The sequence below is a fragment of the Planctomycetaceae bacterium genome (assembly GCA_041398785.1).
GTDB lineage: Bacteria > Planctomycetota > Planctomycetia > Planctomycetales > Planctomycetaceae > JAWKUA01.
Genome location: JAWKUA010000004.1, coordinates 353743 through 377702 on the forward strand (window position 1 = coordinate 353743; position 23960 = coordinate 377702).

Below are 23960 nucleotides of genomic sequence, written 5' to 3' on the forward strand. Positions count from 1 at the left end.
GACAGTTGCCTAATCGTCGAGGTCGAACCGCTGTTCGATAGGATCCAGTGAAGCGCCGAGGTTCCTGGCCGCAAACAAGTAGTCGAGAATCGACACAATGCCATCGCCATTCAGATCCGCTTCGCGATCGTTGGTGCGGGCAATCATTGCGCGCCGCACCAGTTGCACGTCGTCGAGATCGACATCACCATCGCCGTCGGCATCGCCCTGCAGTCGGTGGAAACGGCGGGACACTTCAAATTCATCGGCACCAGTCCCGGCGTTGTCGACGTTGAGTCGCAGCGTATAGATACCGTCCACCTGCAGACCGCTTGAGCCGAAATGGATGGTCAATGTGCGGCCGTTGCGGACGAAGGTGGCCGAGGTCAGGTCCACCGGACTGGTTTCTGTTCCGTTTAGACCCTGGCTGACCAGCCGGATGCGTGTACCTGCCGCGGTGGTAAGTTCGTCGAGGCCGTCTTCCGCTGAGAATGTCAGCTGCAGCGTGGTGACGTATGAACGCTGCTCCGATTGATTCTGAACATCGAAGGCGACGATCTCGGGTGCGAGTGTCGGAGTGTAGGTCGCGGTCGTGACGATGTCCTCCAGTGGACCGGGATCCGGTTCGATCAGGTTGCTCGAATCCGTGGCGATTGTGTAAAAGCGATACGTATGGGTTCCCGGCAGACCTGCAACCTGCACTGTGCCCGACGCAGGTCCGCGGACACGTGCAACGCGGACCGGCGCGGCTCCGTCGATGGACCGATAGACATCGAACCAGGCGATGGAGCCGCCGATGTCGGTGCCGCTGAAGCCGAGCGTAAACAGTCCGCTGTCGGCATCGAATTCAATGCTGTCCACCTGAGACTGCGGCGCATCGACGTCCCGCAGATAGAACAACGCCTGGGCTCTCCTCGGGTCGGGTTCGCGGTTGCCCGCATTGTCGACGGCTCGGGTGTAGAAGCGATACAGCGACCGGCTTGTTCCGGTGAAGCTGACAGTTGTCTCAAAGCTGCCGGAAGTCTCGCCCGCCGTCGCCGAAACGACTTGCCACAACGACCAGGCTCCGCCGTTGACAGACACGTAGATCTCGATTTCTGCAATGCCACTGCCGCCGACATTGTCGGACCCCAGAATCTTGATCGGAAACTCAGCGGTCGTCGGAAAGACAGTGGTCGTTCGCAGCGCTCGACTGGTTGGAGCAATGCCGTCTTCAGCAGCCGTTACCGGCGGGGAGAATTCTGACGTATTTCCGAATGCGTCCGTCGCTGTCGCCGTGTAGCGGACGCCGCCGGCCACCAATGCCGCCACCTGGAAGGTCGCATCTCCGTTTGCATCTGTGGTGACAGAGACTTTTCCCAGCGATGACTCACCCTGCGCGTACAGCTCGCTGGCGAAATTCGCGAACACTTCAATCTGAAAAGTCGCGCTGGGGGTGCTGTTCAGTGACCCGGTGATCGATGTTTCGCCGCCGAACAACGGATCAATCCATGGATAGTTCTGAAGCTGGTTGGATCCGCTGTCGCCATCGCTCGGGTCGTTCAGCGTCGGGCCGTCGTCGTTCAGATCGATGCCCAGGCCACCGTTGTCATGGATTGAATTGCCGAGCACCGTGACCGACTGACTGTTGTCCGTCACGCGAATTCCAGCGACCGGGTTGCCGGAAATGAGATTGCCGGCACCGAGTTCACTTCCTCCGATTACGACCCGCGACGCGCCACTGACTCGAATTCCGGAAGCCGCATTGCCCAGCCCGGGTGTTGCACTGCCATTCGAACCCAGCCGGTTGCCGGCGATGACAACATCGGAAGAGTTGTCCCAAACCAGGATACCTTCACCGTTGTTTGCCGCGATCAGATTCGATTCGGCCTGCGTTGTGCCACCGACCGTCACTCGGGACGAATTGCGAATCTCAAGACCATGGTTGGCGTTTCCCGCGGTGCCGGCTTCGTCGGCAGTTGTACCGATGTGGTTGCCTGTGAACGACAGCTCAGCCGAGTTGAACGCGGCCGCGCCCGGACCGACGTTGTGGGCAATCGTATTCCCGCGGACCAGTACCCTGCTGCTTCTTTGAATCCCGAGACCGGCACCGCCGTTTCCAGCGCCCGAAATTCCGTCGGCTCCCAGACCGATGAGGTTATCGGAGATCGTCACGTCGCCAAATGCCGCTCGCAGGGCATCCAGGTCCGGTGCAGCAGTGAATTCCAGAATCGCCGGCCGATCGAAGAATTCAGGCAAATCGTTCCATTCTCCGGAAAGCGTGATCTCGGCGTGGTTTTCGAGTCCCCCGCCGTTGGGTTCTGTCGCACCCCAGTTTGTGAATGTCACGGCTTCGCCCGACGACCACTCGAAGTCGGCGGTCTCGTGGTCGCTCAACCCGATCCACGACGGAACTGCCAGAACTTGATCCACCAGAAACTGGTTTTCGGCGGCGTCCTGCACGGATGCCAGGTGGGTGCCGAGCAACGCGGCAGCCGCCTCCGCTTCCAGCCACGTGCGTTTGGGCGAAACGACGTAAAAGTGGCCATTGCCGCCCTGAGCTTCGGGCCATTCAACAACGACCGGGTTGTAGCCGGCTTCATCAATGAGAATGCCCTGCAACCCGTTACCTGAAATGGTATTGGACTCAACAACGAGATCAGTGGCGACCACAACAAGAACGCCCTCGAAGCTGTTGGGCAACGGGGCGTGACCTGAGATCGTTGTCCCGATCAGATTGTTCTGAAGGATGGACGAATAGGTGTTGTCGAAAATCAGTACGCCGCGAAAATCGTTTCCGGAGATGACATTCCGTTTGTCAGGCAGAGCTCCCCCGATTGTGACTTCGCGAGTCGCCTGGGCCAGCACGCCGTTATGGCCATTCCCCAGGTCTGCAGTGCCCGTGATATCGGTGCCGATCAGGTTGCCGCTGACTTCAACATTCCGGTTTCCCGTTCCGCGGATTCGAACGCCGTCCTGTGCATTTCCGGAAATCAGATTGGCGACGACCGAACTTCCGCCAATCGTGATGTCTGCGACAGACGCAACGTCGATGCCGGGACCCAGATTTGGCACCGCCAGGTTGCCAGCCGCGTTCGTTCCGATGTGATTTTCGTTGACCAGAACATTACGGCTGTACGCCCCGTGCGTGCCCGTGACCAGAATTCCGCCGCTTCCATTGCCTGAAATCACATTGCCGCCGACGATCGCGATGTTCGCGCCGTCGATGATGGACACTCCCAGCACTCCGTTGCCGAGTCCCGTGCTGCCCCCGGCGTCGACGCCGATAAAGTTGTTCTGCAGCGTGATGCCGGATGCACCCGACGAGATCTCAACGCCATGCACTGCGTTGCCTGCCACGACGTTGCGATCAGACGGATTCGGACCTCCAAGCCGGCTATTCGTCGCGCCCGCAAAGACCACTCCGAACAGGCCGTTGGCACGGGCGGCTCGGCCTGTTGAATCCGTACCGATATAGCTTCCGGTGATCTGCACCGCATCGGCTGACGCGGTCGCCAGAATGCCCGTTCCCGTGAAACTGTGAACCGTGATACCCTGCACAAGGACGTTGTCGCCCGTGATTAGAATTCCGATGGACCCGGGTGCGGCAACGCCGGAGCCATCCAGTTCGATTTCCGGACCGTGAGGGTTGGTGTCGCCTGTCAGTGCTCGCTGGCTGGTGGCGTCGATCGTGATCGGATGCCCGTTCACATTATTAATCGCCGGCAGCACAGTTGTCGGCATGATCCGAAACGTGTCTGCGTCGGCATCTTCACCGACCAGTCCGCTGCCGCCGTCGATGTCGATCAGACCGCCATCCGTATCGGGGATCGCAAACGTGATGATTGCCGGTTCGTTCGCTGTATTCGCGTCCAGAATCGCCTGACGCAGAGAACCCGGGCCGGAGTCGCTTGTGTTGGTGACCTTAAAGGGAGTTGCGATCTCATCGTCGGTAATGACGATCGAACTGGCCACGTCTTCGAACCCGGCAGCAGACGCCGTAATTGTTACCGTCTGAATTCCGTCCAGATCCGGGTCGTCAACTCCCGTGATCGTGAATTCGACACTCGATTGACCGGCCGGAATTGTGACCGCGGTCGGCACTGTCGCTTCCGACAGGTCGTTCGAAGACAGCGTCACGACCAATTCCCGATCTGTGTTGCCGGTGCGGACGACCGTTGCGTGGGATGCTCCACCAGACTCACTGATGGAAGCGTCTGAGATGCTAAGTGACAGTGATGGCGTTCCCGGGACGATTTCGCGGTAGAGGCGTCCGCTGGACAGGTTGTCGGTATCCACAAATTCGAGACTCACTGTCCGCGGAGCTGTCGATAAGAGGTCTGCCGATGAGTACACAACGGCACGCGCGACAGCCTGAATGGCGGTGAGATCCGCGACCGCGTTGAAGGTCACCAGCAATCTATCCGTATCTGCAGCGACGGAACCGACGACCGTACCTGAAAAGGAAATGTCACTGCCCGACACTCCGACCTGGCCGCTGCCCGTGCCTTCATGGCGAATAGCGAGACCGTCGAGTGAATTCGCCAGCGATACTCGTTGCGCAATCAGTTGAGAGCCCCCAAACGTGGTGGCTCCTGCGTCGACAAGCGTCGCCTCTGGCAGTACGGCAACGGGAGTTCCTCCTGCCGCGTAGTCAACGGCCGCCGGCCCCGTGAACGTCAGGTCCGGAGAACCCGCGGGGCGCGTTCCGGTGACGAAACCTTCCAGGGGAAAGTTGTAGTCCGCTTCGCTGGAATCATTCGTCGTGAATCGAATATCTCCCAGCTTGTATCCGATCTCGGCAGAATCGAGTTGCACCGTAAACGTGGCCGCAGCGTCCGCAGCGACAACAGCCGGGAACTCGCCGACAAGCGAGAACCCCGCCGGAAGTTCCAGCCCGCTGAGCGTCAGGTTGCTGCCTCCGTGGTTTTCCAGGACGAAGTCCAGTGTTGGTTCGACTGCACCGGCCGCCACATCGGGAAAAGGAATGGCGCTCGTGCGGCCGTCCAGAATCAATTCACCGTTCTGACGCACACGGAGTTCCGGTGCTGAGCGGCCAGCGACGACATCAAACGTAGTTGTTGCATTGACGACTCCGGCCAGAGCGACCTCGACGGTCCAGGTTCCCGTCCTGGTCTTCCAGACAAGGTCGTCCAGGACCCACTGATCGAGTCCATTCCGCCGAATGCCGGACTGCGTGTAGCCGTTCGTCTGAGCAATACTGCCGTCCGGCGCGATCCACCGCACGCTGACCGTGTCGCCGTCCCGCAGGTGCGACAGGTTGTACGTCAGTGCCGCCGTGTCATTTTCCAGCAGCGAAAATTCGGACACGGCCGACATGCGTTCCGCCGGATCCGGCGAGGCAAACGCGTTGTAGTTCGAGACGGCGATGTCCAGGATGCTCGGGGGTGCGTCCGCCTGGTAGGGCAGTGACGCAACGTAGTACTGGACAGGAGCAAGAAACGTTTCAATCAGCCGCCCGAAATGTGATACGTCGAAGTGCAGATGTGGTCCGCCCGCGAGCCCGGCGCTGGCACCGGAACTTCCCATCAGCGCAATTGTCTGCCCGCGGGAAACAACATCGCCCGGTTGAACGGTGATCGAGTCGCGGCTCACGTGGAAGTAGCGGCTCTGCCAGCCGTTCCCATGGTCGATGGTGATAAAGTTCGATGGCAGATTGACCGGACTGAAACCGGATTCGCGGTCCGGGTTGCCGTCCTGAACGGCAGTCACAACGCCATCCGCAGCCGCCAGCACGGCGATTCCACGATCAATGCCCGCGAAATTCGCCGGGCTGATATCGACACCAGGGTGTCCGTCATAATGAAACGGACCGCCCCGGAAATCCGCGCCTGTTCCCGCACGCGGGTCCAGGTCCAGGTAATTCCCGATCGCCCAGTCGACGCCGGAGGTTCCGGCCAGCGGAAACACAAACGGCTGTGGCAGATCGGGAACCGGATTCGTCGTGAACGTGAAGGATCCCGTGTTGTCGCCTTCATCGGTCTCGGCAATCGCGTGGTCGACGTCGATTGCGATGTCGACCGTATGAGTACCGCTGCGGGCAAAGTTGCCCACAAACGTCGCGAAGTACAGTCCTGTTCCCGGCTGGCCATGACCAAAGTTGACCGTGCGCGTGACGGGAACTCCTGCGACTGACACGTCGATGCGGTAGTTGGTGTCGGCGGGCAGATCTTCCGTCTGCCACGTCACCATAACTCCCAGTTGTTCCCCGACGGTGGGAGACGGTGCATCGACGAAATTGCCGTCCACCAGCTTCGCACTGACGAATGAAAGGTTCGCTGCGAGCAATGTGCGCAGTTCAAGCGACTCTGCCATCGCGGAATGCGGCAAACTTCGCCGCAGATTCCTGCGTTTCTTGCCCGGCCCGTTCGCGGCGCCGCAAAGGCTGTTCAGCCAGCGAGTCAAATGCATACTTGACGCCTTTCCGGTGTCTGATGCTGCATCCCCGCCCGTCGAGCGCGGATGTTGAATGGTCCTGCAAACCAAAACGTGGTCCCGTCATTCGTTTTTTCTCTGTCGTTTTCTCCGCCGGGACGGAGTGCGTTTTCCGCAGGGGATTTCGGCTGCCGTTTGCCCCGGACGACAATCGCCTCCGCAGGACGTCAGCCTTCTCTTGCACGCAGGGGCCTGGAAACCGAAGCCGGCTTGCTGTCCCTGTCCCGGATGTCCCGCCTGCCGTGATTCGCGCAACCAGGCACGCCGAATTTTGGAACGGTCCGAAAGGCATATTTCCGCTAAGCTCGCAATTCCGGGAGCAGTGTGGGACAGAAGAATGACGCTGCCACGTTTTGTTCACAGAGTTTTGTTCCCGGCCCGGCGTGAAGCGGGAACCACAACACCTGGCTGTCGAGACGCACGATGACTCGCCGCAATTGTCTGACAGAACAGCAAATGCTGGACTACTCGAGTGGCGCATTGCCTGCAGACGACGCCGAGCAGGTGGCCGCTCACCTGGAATCCTGTGCAGAATGCAGTCTGGCCGTCGAACGGCTGGACACCGCCACCGACTGGCTTATCGAAGCACTCAAGCGGCCACTTTCAGACGAGGACAGACAGTTCACCGGCGAAGCGGCGTTCACGGCGGCCGTCGATGCCGTGTCGGCCCTTCCCGTCCATCCCGGTGTCATCGAACACGCGGCGGCTCGGACTGCAGCGGATTCGGCCCCGTTGCCGGTGCAGGTCGGTGCCCAGATCCGGGACTACGAAATCCTGGACGTGCTGGGCCGCGGCGGAATGGGTGTTGTCTTCCGAGCCAGACACATGAGGCTGGGACGCATCGTCGCGATCAAGCTGCTGTCGCCGGCTGAACTCACGATCCCTCAGATGGTGGAACGCTTCAATCGGGAAATGCAGGCGGTCGGTCGCGTGGATCATCCGAACATCGTGCGAGCCTACGACGCCGGTCAGGCCGACGGACTGCATTATCTCGCGATGGAACTGGTCGACGGCTGCGATCTTGCGGCCCTGCTGCGGCATCTCGGTCCTCTCGCCAGCGCAGACGCCTGCGAACTGATTCGCCAGGCGGCTGTCGGGCTGCAGCACGCTTACGAAAACAGCCTTGTCCATCGTGACCTGAAGCCCGCGAACCTGATGCTGACGCGCGATGGCCAGGTGAAAATTCTTGATCTTGGACTTGCTCGGCTGCAGACAACGCCACCGGAGCACCATTCCGGCCTGACCCTGACGGGGCAGCTCATGGGGACACTCGACTATATGTCGCCCGAACAGGCCGACAACACACGCGACGTCGATGTCCGCGCCGACATCTACAGCCTGGGAGCAACACTGTTCGCGCTGCTGACGGGCCGGGCACCGTTTGCCGGGCCTCAATACGATTCCATGATGAAGAAAGTTGTCGCACTCAGTACTGAAGCCGCGAGTCGCGTCGACGCGCTTCGATCAGAGATTCCGCCGGAACTCACAGAAATCGTCGCAAGGGCGCTGCACCGGGATCCGGAACAACGGTTCCAGATTCCTCGGGAACTCGCATCCGCTCTGGTTCCATTCTGTGCCGGCCACAACTGCGCAGACCTTGTGAGTATTTTGGCTGCCACCCCGCAGGAAGTCCGTCCCGCGCCGATGGAATTCTCCACGGCCAGCGCCGCTCACGTTTCCGCGCAAACGGTCATCGATACAGCGGCCCCGGCCCATTCACGGGCCGAATCCCCTGCTGCCGCATCAGACGGCGTCAGCAAAATCGGCGCATGCGCTGCGGAAAACGCTGACTCAACTTCAACCTCCGCCCGCCAACGCCGCCGGATGCGAGTTTGCTTTCTTACTGTCTGTGCCGGAGTTTCCGGATTGTTGGCAATCCTGTTCGGTGGCCAACTGCTGCGGATCGCGACCGACCGAGGCCTGCTGCTGATCGATGCCGACGCCAGTGCCCTCGAAGTCACGATTCTCCGCGGCGACGAGACCCGGCCGATCGTCATCCGTGACCGCGCCACGGATCGGAAATATACGCTTGATTCCGGAGACGATTATCGGATCGTCGTTACCGAACTGTCCACTGGCCATGTCTTCCGAACCGACCGCCTGGCAATCGAACGTGGCGGCAGGAAGGTTCTCGAAGTGCAGTTTGCCCCGCTGCCGGCGGAAACCACCGCCGATCCTCAGATCCCGGACCAACGAACACAGGTGGCAGACAATGCAGGTGAACCGGTATCCCCGTTGACCGCCGAGCCGCCAACGCTTGACGACTGGCTCACTGACCGCGAAATCATCACGGTCGCAAAGGATGGAAGCGGCGACTACGACGCGATTCGGGAGGCTTTCGAACACATTCGCGACGGACAAGTGGTCGAGGTCACGGACACGGGACCATACGACGAAGCGCTGCCGATCAATCTTGCCGGTCCGTCGGAGACAGGGCTCATCACACGTCGTTCAACCGTGCTGCGGCTGAGTCCACAGTCAGACCAGCCGCTGCGCGTACACGGTGCCGGATCGGTATCCTTTCGGCTCAGCGGATTTGTGATCGTTTCGCCTGAAGGCTCACGCCGGGATTCGGCCGACTTCCTGTTGCTGGACTGGTGCGACGGCGTGGTGCTGGAAAACTGCGTATTCATCAGCGAAGGACCGCCCGCGCCGGCACCGCGAGTTTCAATGTATGGTGAGTCCGGGACCGGCCGACCGATTTGTGTGCGGGAAAACATCGGGCACGTGTGCATTCGCATCGCTGCGGAATCCGCTGGCCCCGTCATTGTCGCGCGAAACGTTCTGGTGTCCGGAAGTCCGCTGCCGGAATCGATTTCCATTGGTAAGTCGGCGAAGTCCTTTCGGTCCGTTGTCATTACGCACAATGTGCTCCACGGCAGTACCGGCGTTCACATCCTGATGCAGCAGTTCGCCGAGACCGACATTCCCGTCAGAATTACGAATAATACCTTCACAATTCTCGGTACCCGTGCCGGCTTTGATCAGGGAATTCCAGGTCCCGACGTTGTCATCGCCGACAATCTATTCGGCTGGAACCTGTGGTTTGGAGCCCCTGACTTCGCCGTCCGCACCGCGGCTTTCAACGGCTGGACACGCACAAACAATCTTTACCTGTTCGGTCAGGACAACGTTGGGGCACCAATGAGTGATGGGGAAACCGAATTGCCCGCGAACGGCACTTCCGTGTTTCTTTCAACGGACTTGACCGACCGCAACTTCGCCCGCCTGCGAAACGACCTTGTGGCCGGTCCGGCGGACGGCCCGGCGTCAGTCAGTCTGATGGCGGCAGGAGCCGTGCCGCCAGGCCCTGCACCTGCTGAAGGCGACTGGCTCACGCGGCTGCTGGAGCGTCTCGAGTGATGTCACGAATTTCGGCGCGGTCCCGCAAGTACAAATCGGCGTCCGTCTGCCAGTGGCAAGCGACGCACGCCGGGCTGCAATTCTTCCACTGCGGATGCGTCGCACATATTTTCCGCAGGACCCCGATTTCGGGCCGAGGTGTTTTTCCGGATGCGACGGAAACGGTTCGGCATAATCACGGCGGACCGCATTCAGGGCCGCTTGCCTGTTCGCGGCTGGTCACGCTCCCGTTGACACAGACATCCTGCTGCACACGGACTTTTTGATGAATCCGCCGGGGCAAGAAATTTCCGAATCGACGTCGACCAGCCTTCTGTGTCGGGTTGCCCGCGGTGACCAGCAGGCCTGGAAGGAGTTTGTCGGCATCTACAGTGCACTGATCTATTCGAGGTGCCGGTCGCGAAACCTGTCGCCCGACGATTCCGCCGATGTACTTCAAAACGTGTTTATTCGAGTCCATCACTCGATTTCCCAGTTCCGTCGCGACAGGCCGGGGTACAGCTTTCGAAGATGGCTGAGAACCATCACACGAAACGCCATCGTCGATCTGCTGAGATTTCGTGCTCAGGATCCGGCACTTCTGGGGCCCAACACGCTTGCCGGCTGGTTCGGCCGCGAAGGCGACTTTCTGGATGACGAGGCCACATTTTCGGTCAGTGACGGCTCCACGGAACTTGTCGTTCGTCGGGCACTCGATGCGATCCGCGACGATTTCGAATTCACCACGTGGCAGGCGTTCTGGAGGACCGCAGTCGATGACCAGCCAGCGGTTCAGGTTGCCGAGGAACTGAATCTTAATCCCGGAACCGTTCGCCAGGCGAAATACAAGATTCTGCGCAGGTTGCGAGACGAACTGCAGGGGCTGTTTGACTGAAGCCTCGCGTGGACGCCAGTGCCACCGTGTCCGGATGCTCAATGCGGCCACGTGACGGCGATCAACCGTCTCGACGTCCGGTTCAGCATACCTGGGGCGCTGCCCCAGGCCGGAGGAACATCTGGCCCGTTGGGCCGCAATCGCAATGCGCTCCGCCCGAACGCAACGACCGCCTCCACATTCCGCAACGCCACATTCCGCAACGCCACGTGCCGGAACGCCATGCGATTCAGTCCCAACGGGACGTCCATTCTCCCAGCCTGGGACAACGTCCCAGGAAACGGCCCACAATCGCGATTCAGTCCCAACGGGACGGCCGTTCATCCAGCCTGGCACACCGTGCCAGGTACCGGCCCGCACACGCGACGGAGTCCCAACGGGACGGCAGTTCGTTCTGGGATTCCGAAACCACGCCATCACACCAGTCATCGCGGATCGTCACCCGATCGAAGGAATCGCAATCGCATTGCCGCGCAACCGCGCGGACGGGTCGCGCATAATTCCGACACCGAATGACGTGCGAACGCGATGCGTGTCATCGGTTCGAACGGCCGTCCCGTTGGGACTCTGGGCGTTCTCGGCCGCATACCTGGGGCGATGCCCCAGGCTGGAGGAACGGCTGGCCCGTTGGGCCGGAATCGCAATGCGCTCCGCCCGAACGCAACGACCGCGTCCACATTCCGCAACGCCACATTCCGCAACACCACGTGCCGGAATGCCGTGTAATTCAGTCCCAACGGGACGCCCATTCTCCCAGCCTGGGACAACGTCCCAGGAAACGATCCGCAAACGCGATTCAGTCCCAACGGGACGGCCGTTCATCCAGCCTGGCACAGCGTGCCAGGTACCGGCCCACACGCGACGGAGTCCCAACGGGGACGGCAGTTCGTTCTGGGATTCCGAAACCACGCCATCACACCAGTCATCGCGGATCGTCACCTGATCGAAGCTGAATCGCAAATCGCATTGCCGCAACCGCGGACGGACGCGCATAATTCCGACACCGAATGACGCGAACGCGATGGTGTCATCGGTTCGAACGGTCGTCCCGCTGGGACTCTGGGCGTTCTGCCGTACATACCTGGGGCGATGCCCCAGGCTGGAGGAACGGCTGGCTCGTTGCTGGAATCGCATGCGCTCTGCCCGAACGCAACGACCGCGTCCACATTCCGCAACGCCACATTCCGCAACACCACGTGCCGGAATGCCGTGTAATTCAGTCCCAACGGGACGCCCATTTCCCAGCCTGGGACAACGTCCCAGGAAACGATCCGCAAACGCGATTCAGTCCCAACGGGACGGTAAAGTTCGTTTTGGGATTCCGAAACCACGCCATCACACCAGTCATCGACTGGCACCCGATCGAAGGAATCGCACCGCATTGCTGCGCAACCGGCGCCGCGCGACATGGCTCCGACACCGAATGACGTACGAGCCCGGTGCGTGTCATTGCCTGAACGGTCGTCCCGTTGGGACTTTATGTTTGTGGGCCGCATACTCCTCAAGGCGATGCCCCAGGCTGGGCGAACGGTTGGCCCGTTGGGCCGGAAACGCATCGCGCTCGGCCGGAATTGCAACGACCGCGCCCAGATTCCGCAACGCCACGTTCCGCAACCTCATCGTGCCGGAATGCCGTGTGATTCAGTCCCAACGGGACGACATTTCCAGCCTGGGACAACGTCCCAGGAAACGGCCCACAAGTGATTCAGTCCCAACGGGACGATCGTTTGGTTTTCTTCGACACCACATGACGTGCGGGTGTGATGAATGTCATCGTTTTCGAACGGTCGTCCCGTTGGGACTTTTCATTTCGTGTGGCCGCATTCCTGGGGCGATGCCCCAGGCTGGAGGAACGGCTGGCCCGTTGGGCCGGAATCGCAACGACCGCGTCCAGGTTCCCAGCCAACATGCGATTCAGTCCCAACGGGACGCTCATTCGCCTAGCCTGGGACACCGTCCCAGGAAACGGGACGTAACGGCAAGAGTCCCAACGGGCCGCCCATTCTCCCAGCCTGGACAACGTCCCAGGAAACGATCCGCAAACGCGATTCAGTCCCAACGGACGGCTGTCGAATCAGCCCGCACAGCGTGCTGTAACGGGCTGCTGCCGTGCGACGGAGTCCCAACGGACGGTAGTTGTTTTTCCAACACGACATCGTGTGCGAACGCGATGCGTCAATGGTTTCGAACGGTCGTCCCGTTGGAGACCTTCTGTTTTGTGGACTGTGTTCCTGGGGCGATGCCCCAGGCTGGAGAAGCGGCTGGCCCGTTGGCCGGAATCGCATCGCGCTCGGCCCGAACGCATCGACCGCGTCCATTCCGCAACGCCACATGCCGGAATGCCGTGTAATTCAGTCCCAACGGACGCCCGTTCGTCCAGCCTGGCACAATGTCCCGAGAAAGAGAGCGGACCTGCTCAGATCCGAACCCGGCAGAATTTACCACTGCGCTGCCTGATCACTGTCGCTGCGCGATGCCAGCCCACGCCAGAGTTCGATATCGACGCTCTGGGGAACAGTCCGCGCCGAACCATCCAGCAGGATACGACAGTCCGGTCCTGTGCTGGCTTCGCGCACCAACGACTCATCATGGATGAGAAATTCAAACGGTAAGTTCGATCCTGCGGCGGGGCACCGATGCAGCGAGCAGTCCACCAGCCTGGAGTTGGGAGCCAGCACGTGGTTGCGGACGAATCGCTGAGCCCTTCGAACGCGAAATTCGCCGGCACGATTGGTGTAAAACGTCCCGATTCCCATTGGCTACCTGGCATGCGGTGACGGCATCATCAGCGGATCGCACATTCGTATCGAACCCGAGTGCAACAGCGTCGCCCAGCCAGATATCGCGGGCTGGGTCGTACGCCTGCCCTGCCCCTGCAAATTACCCGTTCACTCATCGCGGCGGTCATCGAAAGTCCATCTGTGATTTCAGCGAGTCGTGTTGGCGTGCCGATGTCAGCGAATGTGAATGTCCGGATCCTGCGTCACTGTCGGTCGGACTGTGTCGCTGTCCGTACGTGGCATTACGACCTGAACAGGTTCGGTAATTGATGCCAACTGCGACGTCATCACTTGGGCAGTGAAATACGGGAAGCCGCTGGTCGATTGCCACGTGATCGCCTTCAGAGACGATCGACTGATACAGCGGTGCCTGCTCAAGATATGGCAGAAGCTTGACCCGGAGCTGGCTCTCCGGAATGCGTAGCCAGGCATTCCTGGTAACGGTTCGTTGTCTGAGTGGAAGGTGCCCGTGCGTGTTTTCGTACTCGTGCAGTGCAAGGCCGAACTGCCGGAGGCGATTTAGCATTCAACCCGCCGTGATGCATCCGCGCGGACATGACTGCGGGAATCGTGATGGCGAATCAATACTCCGATGATCGCCATGACGACCGTGAGTTCGACCATAAACGCCGCGCGCTGCATTTGCAGGTTGCGACCTGTCGATCTTCCGGCACTCGCATCTGAAGCACCTGTCGGAAAAGTATCTGGAATGGCCAGCAGAAGCAGCCGATGAGACTCAGGAGTCAGTGGCTGCTCATGGTTGGTTTTGTCCGCCGCTGCTGTGTCAGCGACGATTCCTGTGACAACGAGCGACAACGTCTCAATGACTTCCATCCTCCAGCAGAACGTCAAGCTCCGCAGTCCGTCGGAATGGTCCGCTCGTGATTGGCCGTTTCTTTCAGTTCACTGCCACACCTTGTCACTCACAGCAGTCGTCGTTACCTCCATGTCTTCCACACGGCTCTGGGAATCGCGATTCTGATACGTACCTCGTCGATGTCCTGCCGCACGGATCGAATCAGAATCTTTATGATCACTGCCTGGGCGGATTCAACTCGGCCCAGATAAACACTCCTGGGACCAAAGTCACTGATTCAACCACATTCCAGCGGACTGGTACGCTAATTACCCCTTTCGGTTGTCGACAGGACAGGTCTATTGAACCGTGCCCTGAAATTCGTGATTATCAGTTACCAGCGTCACCGTTAGTCGTGAGGCCTTGCCATTGTCTTCGCGTTTGACACTCAGCACGCGATCAGGCCTGGCCGAAACGGCATCCACCAGTTCTGATGTTCGCACCGGTTTCGTTGTCGTTATCACTGGACGCAGTACCAGGCGGCACGGCACCGTGCCAAAGTCCAGGCTGGCCGGTTGAGCAGTGATTCCGGCTGACACCGCCAGTTACACCACCTACCGCAGAAGCTGCTCCACCGTCAAACACGATGGCCACAGAAATGCTGTCTGGCCTGGCACCTTGGGGTTCACGGTCACGTGAAAGTCTGCGTTTGTCCTGGTGCGAGTGCATTCAGCCGGGCCTGGAGTAACAAACAACTGCAGGACGTTGTTACGCTGGTAACTTTCAGCGGTTTGTCCGAGTGGTTTACGAGGCGAAAAGTGGCCTCCCGTGGAAGCGGAATCAATGTGGTTCCCAGATCGATCACTGACGGCTGAAGCTCCACCAGCCGCAGCACGCCCCGACGGTCGGCGGCACTTCAACTGACGACCGTACTATGGCCAGCCCTTCCGCTTCTGCGACGTGCGGCTCGTTGGCGGGACGCCGCAGCCGGAAACCAGCAGCGATGCCGACACCCGAACCTTGTGAAGGCACCGACGACGCTGCGAGCGTTTCCGAGCCAATGGTGCGTCACGGCGCGACCTCGTCTTAGCTTGTCTTCCGGCGATTCCTCGGGATCTTGCGCAATTCCGAGCGACGCAACAAGGATGAGACTCCTGTCCCGTATATCAGGCTCTTCATGCCCGTGTGTCGCCACCAAAGCCGATTTGTGATGGCTTCTCGGATTCCGTGTCACCTGCCGAGATCAACAGTCCGGTTCCATCCCATTCAGTCGCAATGCTGACACGGTTCACATCACTCAGCTTTGAGGATCAGCAATCGAGACCGTTGTCTCCGTCACGTCTGTGAACAGGACAAAGTGTCCCTGCTTCAAATGAGCGATAAACGCTGCGAATGGGGGCTTCCGCTCGACCAGTGAATCCAGAGTCGTCCTGACAGGTTGCGTGTTCATTCCAGCTGCACCTGCCGCGACTTCCAGCTCTTTGAGGCTGTTACCATCCGGACCAGGTCGAAGCATCTTGCGAAGCTCGTCCAGCTTGACTTCAGACGATGGGTCCTGGGACAGCACGGCCACGAAAAGACAGTTGACGCCACAACGGTGTGTCCTCTGTAACCTGGAGTCCGGTGAGGCACAACAGCATGATTCGGCAGCGAACATCCCCATCACGGTGCTCCCGACCTACTGTTCGCGAACCGCTGACGGGAGATTTTCGGCCAGTTCGCGGAAATCGGATTCCCTGCGTGTCTCCCTTCCTTCGCGGGCGGTATTCCTCGAATTCAATTTCATTGTTGCCATCCAGTCGCAAGGACGAAGGCACCTTCCGGAATCGGTCCGAACGTCTCTGCCACAGGCGTGCCGGGTACTTCTTCTTCAGCAATGGCTCGAACGAGTCATCTTGCACTCATAGACCACGAACGATCTTTTCCCCAGTCGCTTCGCGATGCGACCTACGACATTTCGCGGGATACCAGCGGCCGTCGCGGGCCTGCGTCCAATCCCATGTCGTATCTTCGCAATATAGTTCGTCCCTGCTCGGGCGTGCCACGCGCAGATGGTGGCAAAGGCACCTTTGTCGAGTGAGACCTCCAGAATGTCGCGAATGCCACTAAGAACTCATGTCAATCACAATCTGCGACCCATCCACTGTGACGGTCCGACGTATTGCCCCATGTTCCTCCACAACCAGCGAACGCAGGCATGCCAGGTAACGGCATGGTGTCGAATTTACCTGCATTTGCATCGAGGACGCCAGCATCACCATTGGCAGGGGCTTAATTCGTGTCAACTCCCATCCGGTCTTCGTCGTCTTCCCTGACAACATGGATATAGGTTCGCTTCTCTGGAGAGGCTGGATGATTCGCAAGCATCGCCCTTCGACACGAGGATCTGAACCTGTTCCTCATAAACTAATCGCCCGCCCTCGTGCGGAGATTCTCATGCCGGGCACCTTCAAAGCAGTAGCAGCGACATCCACTCAAGCTCCCCTTCGACTTCGACGAAGTCACTACTCGTCGTGATGTTCAAAGTGTAGAAAATGACATTTTCCTGGTTACTACGCGGCTACGTGCTGGTGATAGGCAGCACGAACGACATCCAGCATCAGATCATTGCCATCGTCAGCCGCGGCTGACGCCGACGCAGCGAATATAATCACGAGTATTCTACTTTGTCGCATGCAAGTACTTCCTGGCGGCTCATTCCCACCACGTGACGAATTTCGATAGCAGAGCGAATGGCTACCCGTCACCTTGACGGCAGCCATTCGCAGCACACCGCTCACTAGTCGACGCAGGCTTTGTTTCCAGCCTTCATGTTCTGGAACGGTGCGTTGGGATCGACCACACACATTGCCATTTCATTCCACTTGCAGGCTCGCCCCTGTGCAATGGGCTCTGATCCAACAACGTGCAGTCAAAGTGCTCAAAGAATAGATAAAAGCACCCATAGTACGTCCCCTGGATCAGCTCTTCCTCTCGACCGGGACCAACGCAACTGGGGTCACCCATGCACTTTTTCAGCGGACCGTAGCATGGACTCGCATGAGGCGGTGCGGTGCCTGTGTAGCACTTGTGGCGGATTTCACCGCCATACAGAGAGCTTGCTTCAGCATCGGTCAAAGTGCGCCCGACAACCAGACCCGTCGGAACATCAAACACGATTGCTGCCGCGATTAGAGATGCCAGTGTAAGCCAACGTCCAGACATCACCGTTCTCCTGCCAAAGGGTTCTTCTTCATCTCGATGGAAGTGTCGCTCCACCATGCAGCATGACTATAATCTGGGGGGCAAGTCCTGCCTCAGTTTTCTTGAAAATTACTGAATCGAGATCTGACTCATTTTGTCTCTGCTCGCAAAAGCCCGAAAAGGCCTTTTTCGTACGAGCGAGTAGATCACCATCAGGCCGATCCTATTAGGAACGCGAATCAGCCAACCAGTTCGTCCCACCGCTGGCGATTGGCCTTCATCGCGGCGACGATGTCTTGTGGAACGGCGCCGTCTTCCAGCAGGGTCCAGCCGGTGAATGAATCCGCGTCCGTCTGTTTCAGCAGCGGAAACAGTTCCGTCCACGGATACGCGTCGTTCGTCAGGTCGTGGATGTGAATTGTGCCCATGCGGTTTTTCAGCAGCTGGTAGTTGTGCTGCAGTCCTTCTCCCTTCAGATCAGCGGAGTTGCAGTTCCAGCACACGGCTACGGCTGGGTGATCGGCGAAATCCATGATCGTCTTCATGTGAGGAATCTCGCTGGTTCCCTGCCCGTGGACTTCCACACGAATCTGCTGGCCGTGTTCCGCAGCGAACTTCCCGACTACGTTCAACGAGCGACCGATCTGTTCCAGAGTCTTCTCGACCGGAACATCTTTCGGCAGGCCATTGGGCCGTACCTTGACTCCGGAACCACCGACCTCCTGCGACAGCAGAATGAACTGCTTCGTTTCCTCGATGTTCTTCTTCACGACGGCTGGATCGGGTGAGTGGTATTCGCAGGCGCTTCCGAGTCCCACCAGTTCGACGGCACTGTCTTCGAACTGCTTCCGCACCGCCTCTCGCTGTTTTGCGTCGAGCGTGATTTCTACCCCGTGTTTGTGAGTGCTGCGCAGTTCCACACCGGCGAAGCCTGTCTCTTCGCAGTTGCGGATGACCGTCGGCACGTCCCAGTCCTTCCCCCAGTTGTACGTCACCAGCCCGAGTTTCAGTTTTGTGGCTGTTCGCACGGCACCGAATGCGACGGGGGCAATGTTGCATGCCGTAGCCGCGATTCCAGCGGCCGACGATGCCAGGAAGAGGCGGCGGGATGTCGTCATGAGTAGACTCTTTCTTGTTGAGGGACCAGGCTGACTCAGTGGAAATGCATCGTATGCGATTCGCACTATCATGCCGACGAAGTTCGGACTTTTGCCAGTCACTCGGCAGCTGCGGTGTTCGCCTGAAACGAAATCGGGTTCGTTCGCGGCGGAGCCATTGTACAACTCGTTCGCAAAGTAAGGCGTTCGAACAATCCCTGATGAAGCGCACCTGATGAATTCGGCGATCGATCCAACTCTGCTGTCAGAGCTTCGCAGCCTCATCGACGGCTCGCCGCTGGCGTTCGACGATAACGCGCAGGAACTGACAGCCACCACGTCGAACGACCGCTGGAAGGTACTCGATGGCATCCCGCGTTTTTCCGCCGACGAACACCTGGAAAGTTTCGGCGACCAGTGGACGCGATACGACGTCGCGCACGACGACGAAGACCGCGCCACGTTTGTCGCAAAGACCGGTGTGCCGCTGAATGACCTGAACGGCCTGCGAGTACTCGACGCTGGCTGTGGCGGAGGACGCTATTCGAAGATTTGCGGCGAAGCGGGAGCCACCGTCATCGGCGCAGACCACACGCGCGCCGTCGATAAGGCGGCCATGTTGTGCCGTCACCTTCCCGGCGTGCGTTTCGTGCAGGCCGACCTGAAACGATTGCCGCTGGAACGTGCGTCATTCGACTTCGTCTTTTCGATCGGCGTGATGCACCACGACGCTGACACTCGCGCGGTGTTCGATGCTGTGTCCCGGTTCGTCAAACCCGGCGGGCGATATTCCGTCTGGCTGTACCGTCGCAACCAGTGGTGGCAGGAAGCGATCAACAGCGGCCTCCGCGCCGTGACAACTCGCGTGCCGACGGCGGTGCTTCGTCCGTTCTGTCATGTCGGCGGAATTCTCGGAGGCATCCCGCTCGTCAACCGCACGCTGAACAAGGTCGTCAACTTCAGTGCTCACCCAGATTACGAAAACCGCGTTTGCGATACGTTCGACTGGTGGGCCCCTGAATTTCAGCATCACCACACCGCAACGGAACTCATGAGCTGGTTCGAAGCGGCAGGCTTCACCGAGTTGCGAGTGCTGCCGCCCGAAAAATCCGGTCGCTTCTACGACTGGACCTACAACCACAACCTGCTCATCGGCAGCGGTGTCAACGTGACGGGACTGCGAATCGGCTGACAACGAACCAGATTACTTGACGTCTGCCACCGTACTCCCGCCGCTGCCTTTCGGAATGGCGATGAATGACGTGGCCACGCTGCCGTCCTGGGAATTCCAGACGCGGATTTCGCCGTCGTAGCTGCCTGTGGCGATCAGGTTGCGGGCTGCATTCCAAGCCAGCGTGTAGACCCAGTCTTTGTGGCCGGAGAAATCGCGAATACTTGCGCCGTCAGCCAGATTGTGTTCGCGAGCGTTGCGGTCTGCGCTGGCTGTCAACAGGTGGCCTTCCGGGGTGACGAAGACCTTGAAAATATCGCTGCCGAATCCCCCGATCTTCCGGACTTCCTTCGCGTCCGCGACCGTCCACACTCGGGCCTGACGGTCACTTCCGCCGCTGACCACGCTTGTGCCGTCCGGCAGGAACGCGGCTGAATAGACTGCGTCGCCGTGTCCGCTGAACGTGATGACTGACCGGCCGGACTCGACGTCAAACACCTTCGAAGTCTTATCGCGACTGGCCGTCACCAGCTGCCTTCCATCCGGAGACCAGTTCACGTCCATGACCCAGTCGGCGTGGTCTTCAATCTGGTGAATCGTTGCTCCCGTGGCGGCGTCGGCGACAGAGATCGTTCGATCCGCGCCGCCCGCGGCGATGCGTTTGCCGTCCGGACTAAAGCGCACCGCGTAGATCGCGTCCTTTGTGCGAACCAGCGTCTTCAGGTGAGAACCATCCGCGACGGAAAACAGCTTCACTTCACCGAGTTGTCCGGGTGTTCCGGCAGCGACCGCCAGTTGAGTGCCGTCATTGCTGAACTGCAGATCATAGACTCGTTCCGCAACATTCGTGATGCGCCGCACCAGCGAGCCATCGTCGGTTTTCCAAAGCAGGACTTCGTGGTAACCAGACGACGCCAGCAGCGAACCATCAGGGCTGAAGGCTGTGGCGGTGACGGGAATCGGAACCCGGTAGTTCGTGGGCGGCAGCGGCTGAGCGACTTCCGGCATGACTCGGAACAGCTCGGCCGTGGGCTCGATGCCTGCGTCCAGCGGTGCCCCGACGTCGATCCATTTCTTCAGCGTGGCGATTTCATCCGACGACAGCGGATCGGCGTCTTTCGGCATGAGTTCCGAACTGATCATGGTCCACAGCAGCGAATTCTCAGCGTCGTGTGGAGCAATCGATATTCCGGATTCACCGCCCTTGGCAAGTCCGGCGAACGAATCCATGTTCAGTCGCCCGCCCGCCGATCGAGTATTGTGACAGGCGACACATCGCTTCGCGAAGATCGGCGCGACGTCTTTGGAAAACGACACGAAGCGGCCGATGGGTTCCATTGCGGCCTCCGCTTCTCTGCGTCTGGCGACGTAAACGGCTTCATACTTCGCAACTTCCGCAGCCGCCTGCTTCAGTTCTTCGTCAAGTTCCTGTTGCTTCGCGGCGATCGCAGCCTGTTCTGCTTTCGATGACTCAATTCTCTGTTGCAGTGCTTTCTCGTGGCCCTGAAGGTCGGCGGTCGCCAGTTGCAGCGCGAAATGAGCGCGTCCGGCTTCCGCATATTTTTGCCGCAGTTCCTGTTCGGCGGCCGATGCATCAGCGACGGGTTTTCGTGATGCGTCAGCGACCGATTGAGCGGATTCAATTTGCTGCTGAGCCTGTGCAACCAACCGGGCCGCCTGCTGTTGGAGCGGCTTGATGCTGTCCAGCGTTGCCGCCAGTCCTGCGGTCGCTTCCTGAGGATTCTTACCGGTCAGCGACGCAGCTTCCTTCATGATCGCCAGTGACTGAGCCAGCGAATTGACCGACGCATCAATCTGCGTTGCCGTCTGCTGTGCCTGGTTCAGTCTTTGGCGTTCGACTGAGACCGCTTCGATCTTCGTGTCCAGATCCCTGTTCGCTGCGAGCGTCGCGGCATGTGCGGTTTCCAGAGCCTGCGCTGCCGCATCGAGTGCTTCCCGGGCGGCGGTCAATTCCTTTGTCTTTGCAGGAAGCTGATCCTGAGCAATCTTCAATTCGCCGTTGGACCGGATTTCGATTTGCTGCTGTTCGAACTGCGTGGCCTGAAGTGCCGCGCGGCGCGATTCGACTTCCGACTGTTTCTGGCGGACGGAATTCAGTTCGTCCGCCGCTGCTGCTGCGATCTTCAGAAGTTCATCCGCTCGCCGGTGATCGGCCAGCTCCGCCGTCAGACGCTCAACGTCCTTCGCCACCGATGCCGCGAGCTGTTCCGCTTCCGCCAGGCCGGCAACTTCCCCTTCGACCCGCTGCTGCGCCGTTTGCAGTTCCTTCTGAAGCTCCGCTGCGCGCTCCTGAGCGACGCTGACGGCGGCCTGCTTCAGTTCCACCTGCTTTCTCGCCGATCGCTGCTTTTCCTGCAGGGATTGAAGCTGCTGTTGCAATGCATCGGCGGCACCCGGTTCGTCGGCCCGGGCGGAAAGTGATGTCACGGAAGCGAAAAACAGGGCGACGATGTTCAGCAATATCTGTCGGCGGGCTTTGCTGGTCACGATTGGCAACTCCAGGGAGGCAGAGTGCGGCGGGAGAATTCGGGATGTGGCGAAAACGCAACATGCCGTCACAACACTAGCATTCAACGGCAGTTTGACGGTGTCAAGCTCACCCAAAACTTCGTAACCGGACGAAACGCTGGTTCTCCCGACTACGCAGACGTCGGAATCGCGGAAGTTCCGCTTTTCGTCAAAACCCGCGCACACAGAAAGCCCGACGCGACCGGGATCGGATCGGGCTTTGAAGACTGGCTGCCGCGCGATAATGCCTGCGCCGGCGGAAGAACTCAGGAACCGGGGACTCGCCTATTTCTTGTGGCGGATCTTGGACCGCATGCGACGTTTCTTGCGGCCAATCTTGCGACGTCCCTTACCTGTTCTCTTCGTTCCCATCTCCGGCGGTTCTCCCCGATCAAAAAATGTCAAGACATGCGAAAATCGTGCGAACGGGCAAGTCTAACGACGCCCGTTCACTTCAGCAACTGCGGCTCAAAGCAGTCCGCCGAACTGCCGTACGGCTTCATACGCCACGGTATTCACAGTGCTGGCAAGATTCAGACTGCGCACCAGATCCGTCGTCGGCAGCTTCAAATTGTTCGATGGTTGTTCGCCCAGAATTGCCGACGGCAGTCCTCGCGATTCGCTGCCAAACAGCAGGATATCACCGCGAGAAAAGTCCGCGTCCCACACAAGCCGCGTCGCGGTTTTCGTCAGATACCAGACCGTGGATTCCGGCAGGCGCTGCTTCACGTCGCTCCAGGAATCCACGACTTCCCAGTCCAGGTGCTGCCAGTAATCCATGCCGGCTCGCTTGAGATACTTATCATCCAGCGAATAGCCCAGCGGCGGGATCAGCCACAGCTTTGCGCCGATCGCCACGCACGTGCGTCCGACGTTCCCCGAATTCTGAGGAATCTCCGGCTGATGAAGAACGATGTTGAGCACTGGCGACGTCATGCGCGAAGTTTGAGTCGCGGTCGCAGTCGCGTCCAGCGTCGCCACAGCGCTTTCGTGATCGCTCGATCCGGGGCTCTGCCCTGGAACGCACCGCCTGGAAGCCTCCGCCTTCTGTCATTCGACGCCACGGTCCGTGCCGCTGCTGCAGCGGAGATCGGAGGCAGAGCCTCCTGGCATCCCGTTCCAGGGCGGAGCGCCGGTACGAGCCTCAACGGGCGGAGCCCTGGAACGAGTCTCTGTTTACGACTTTGGCGGCGCTTCGCGGTCGAGCCGGGAGAAAAAGTCCGCAGTGTGGAAGCTCCAGCCCGGAAGAACATCGCCTCCGGTAATTCGTTCGTCGTCTTTCACCACGGTGAATTCCTGGGCGGACGTGTACACCGTAATCGTTCGCTGCCGCGGATGGACCATCCACACCAGGCGAACTCCGGCATGAAAGTACTCGCGACGCTTGCGAGACATTTCGCCGTAGGTGTTGCCCGTGCTCAGCACTTCGATGACGAAATCCGGAACAATATCCGGCACCGGTTGAGTCGGCAGTCTTCCACCCGGCAATCGCTCCCACGAGACAAATGCGACATCCGGAGCTCGCACGGTATCGCTGAACAGCCGCATGAAAGCGTCTGCGCCAACGACTTCCCCGAGATTATGTTTCTCAAGGTAGTCGTGCAGCCAGTGCAGCAACAATCCACCCAGCAACGATTCCTGCCACCCCATCGCCTTCTCCACCAGTGTTCCGTCAACGAGTTCATACAACCGATCGTCTTCGGCGGAGTATCGGATCAGATCCTCGACAGTGGCGGTTCCCGGCGCAGGCTCG

The 23960-nt window shown here is 59.6% G+C and carries 11 protein-coding genes; 3 read left to right on the top strand and 8 right to left on the bottom strand.

Annotation, left to right across the window (positions count from 1 at the left end; translation table 11 throughout):
- Positions 1-9: 9 nt before the first annotated feature.
- A complete protein-coding gene (locus R3C19_06990) occupies positions 10-6294 on the bottom strand; it encodes a right-handed parallel beta-helix repeat-containing protein (protein ID MEZ6060089.1) in 6285 nt (2094 codons plus the stop codon).
- A gap of 543 nt (positions 6295-6837) precedes the next feature.
- Here R3C19_06990 and R3C19_06995 point away from each other — a divergent pair.
- On the top strand, positions 6838-9777 hold the full coding sequence (locus tag R3C19_06995; protein ID MEZ6060090.1) for a protein kinase: 2940 nt from the start codon (positions 6838-6840) through the stop codon (positions 9775-9777).
- 265 nt (positions 9778-10042) lie between these two features.
- Positions 10043-10651: a sigma-70 family RNA polymerase sigma factor gene (locus R3C19_07000; protein MEZ6060091.1), complete on the top strand. Its 609-nt coding sequence runs from the start codon at positions 10043-10045 to the stop codon at positions 10649-10651.
- Between the two features lie 3299 nt (positions 10652-13950).
- Here the strand turns inward: R3C19_07000 and R3C19_07005 are convergent.
- From R3C19_07005 to R3C19_07020, 4 genes are all read right to left on the bottom strand, one after another.
- Positions 13951-14283, bottom strand: coding sequence for a hypothetical protein (locus tag R3C19_07005; protein ID MEZ6060092.1), 333 nt, complete (start codon positions 14281-14283; stop codon positions 13951-13953).
- 303 nt (positions 14284-14586) lie between these two features.
- Positions 14587-14751: a hypothetical protein gene (locus R3C19_07010; protein MEZ6060093.1), complete on the bottom strand. Its 165-nt coding sequence runs from the start codon at positions 14749-14751 to the stop codon at positions 14587-14589.
- A 773-nt stretch (positions 14752-15524) separates the two neighbouring features.
- On the bottom strand, positions 15525-15890 hold the full coding sequence (locus tag R3C19_07015; protein ID MEZ6060094.1) for a cysteine peptidase family C39 domain-containing protein: 366 nt from the start codon (positions 15888-15890) through the stop codon (positions 15525-15527).
- Between the two features lie 1759 nt (positions 15891-17649).
- Positions 17650-18528: a TIM barrel protein gene (locus R3C19_07020; protein ID MEZ6060095.1), complete on the bottom strand. Its 879-nt coding sequence runs from the start codon at positions 18526-18528 to the stop codon at positions 17650-17652.
- A 214-nt stretch (positions 18529-18742) separates the two neighbouring features.
- On the opposite strand from R3C19_07020, the gene R3C19_07025 reads away from it, so the two are divergent.
- Complete coding sequence (locus tag R3C19_07025; GenBank protein MEZ6060096.1) at positions 18743-19699, top strand: methyltransferase domain-containing protein; 957 nt, start codon at positions 18743-18745, stop codon at positions 19697-19699.
- Between the two features lie 12 nt (positions 19700-19711).
- Here the strand turns inward: R3C19_07025 and R3C19_07030 are convergent, their stop codons facing one another.
- From R3C19_07030 to R3C19_07040, 3 genes are all read right to left on the bottom strand, one after another.
- A complete protein-coding gene (locus tag R3C19_07030; protein MEZ6060097.1) occupies positions 19712-22186 on the bottom strand; it encodes a c-type cytochrome domain-containing protein in 2475 nt (824 codons plus the stop codon).
- Between the two features lie 489 nt (positions 22187-22675).
- Positions 22676-23143: a tRNA (cytidine(34)-2'-O)-methyltransferase gene (locus R3C19_07035; GenBank protein MEZ6060098.1), complete on the bottom strand. Its 468-nt coding sequence runs from the start codon at positions 23141-23143 to the stop codon at positions 22676-22678.
- Between the two features lie 240 nt (positions 23144-23383).
- Positions 23384-23960: Uma2 family endonuclease (locus R3C19_07040; GenBank protein MEZ6060099.1), on the bottom strand; the 577-nt coding region annotated here is incomplete at its 5' end.